Annotated in this window: 1 pseudogene; it reads right to left on the reverse strand. The window is 58.7% G+C overall.

The annotated features are described in order from the left end of the window. Window positions 1-19 precede the first annotated feature (19 nt). Window positions 20-830, reverse strand: a pseudogene (locus AWB65_RS35070) (IS5 family transposase). Window positions 831-918: the final 88 nt, after the last annotated feature.

Below are 918 nucleotides of genomic sequence, written 5' to 3' on the forward strand. Positions count from 1 at the left end.
CTAAGAAGCTATTGCGTAATTAATCAAAGAACAGTGCGAGCTGTGACCAACACATTAAGGCGCAGGCTAGCGAGAGGAAGGCTTCATGGATATGAGCATGTCGTTCATAGCGGATTTTCAGCCGTCTAAACGAGTGAAGCCACGCGAACGAGCGTTCCACTGGCCAACGCGTCTTACCCAGGCCGCTGCCGTGAGGCGAGCCGATTTTGGCGAGTTGTGGAACGATGCCCCTCTCGCGCAAGCGCTCGCGGTGTTTCTCGGAACTGTAGCCTCGGTCACCTTGGACGATCTCGGGCTTGCGCAGCGGACGCCCGGGCTTGCCACGAATCGGCGGAATCGCCTCGACCAGCGCGTCGAGTTGCGTGATGTCGTTGCAATTGGCGGCCGTCAGGATGACCGCGAGTGGGATGCCTTGCGCGTCGGTGATGAGGTGGTGCTTACTGCCGAGCTTGCGCCGGTCAGTTGGGTTCGGACCGGTTTTTTCCCCGCCATCACGGCGCGAACTGAAGAGCTGTCGACCAACGCACGCGACATATCGAGTAGGTCGCGACGGCGCATCTCGGCCAGCAAGGTTTCGTGGATGCGTTGCCACACGCCCGCCTTTTGCCAAGCTTCGAGCCGTCGCCAGCACACCGTTCCCGAACCGCAACCCATTTCTTGCGGCAGCAGGTTCCACGGGGTGCCCGAGCGCAGTACGTACACGATGCCGGTCAGTACTGCGCGATCGGGGATCGCTTGCGTCCCGCGTATCGACGGTTGCGTGGTGCTCGCACCGGCAGCAATGGCTCGATCAGTGACCACAGTTCTTCGTCTATGAGTTCTTTAGGCATCGCTTCCTGTCAGGGAAAACAAGACAGGAAGTTAACACCGAGTGGAAAAAGTTAACAGTCCCTTCGCATAATTTCGCAACGGCTTCTA

The organism is Caballeronia humi (assembly GCF_001544475.1).
Classification (GTDB): Bacteria; Pseudomonadota; Gammaproteobacteria; order Burkholderiales; family Burkholderiaceae; genus Caballeronia; species Caballeronia humi.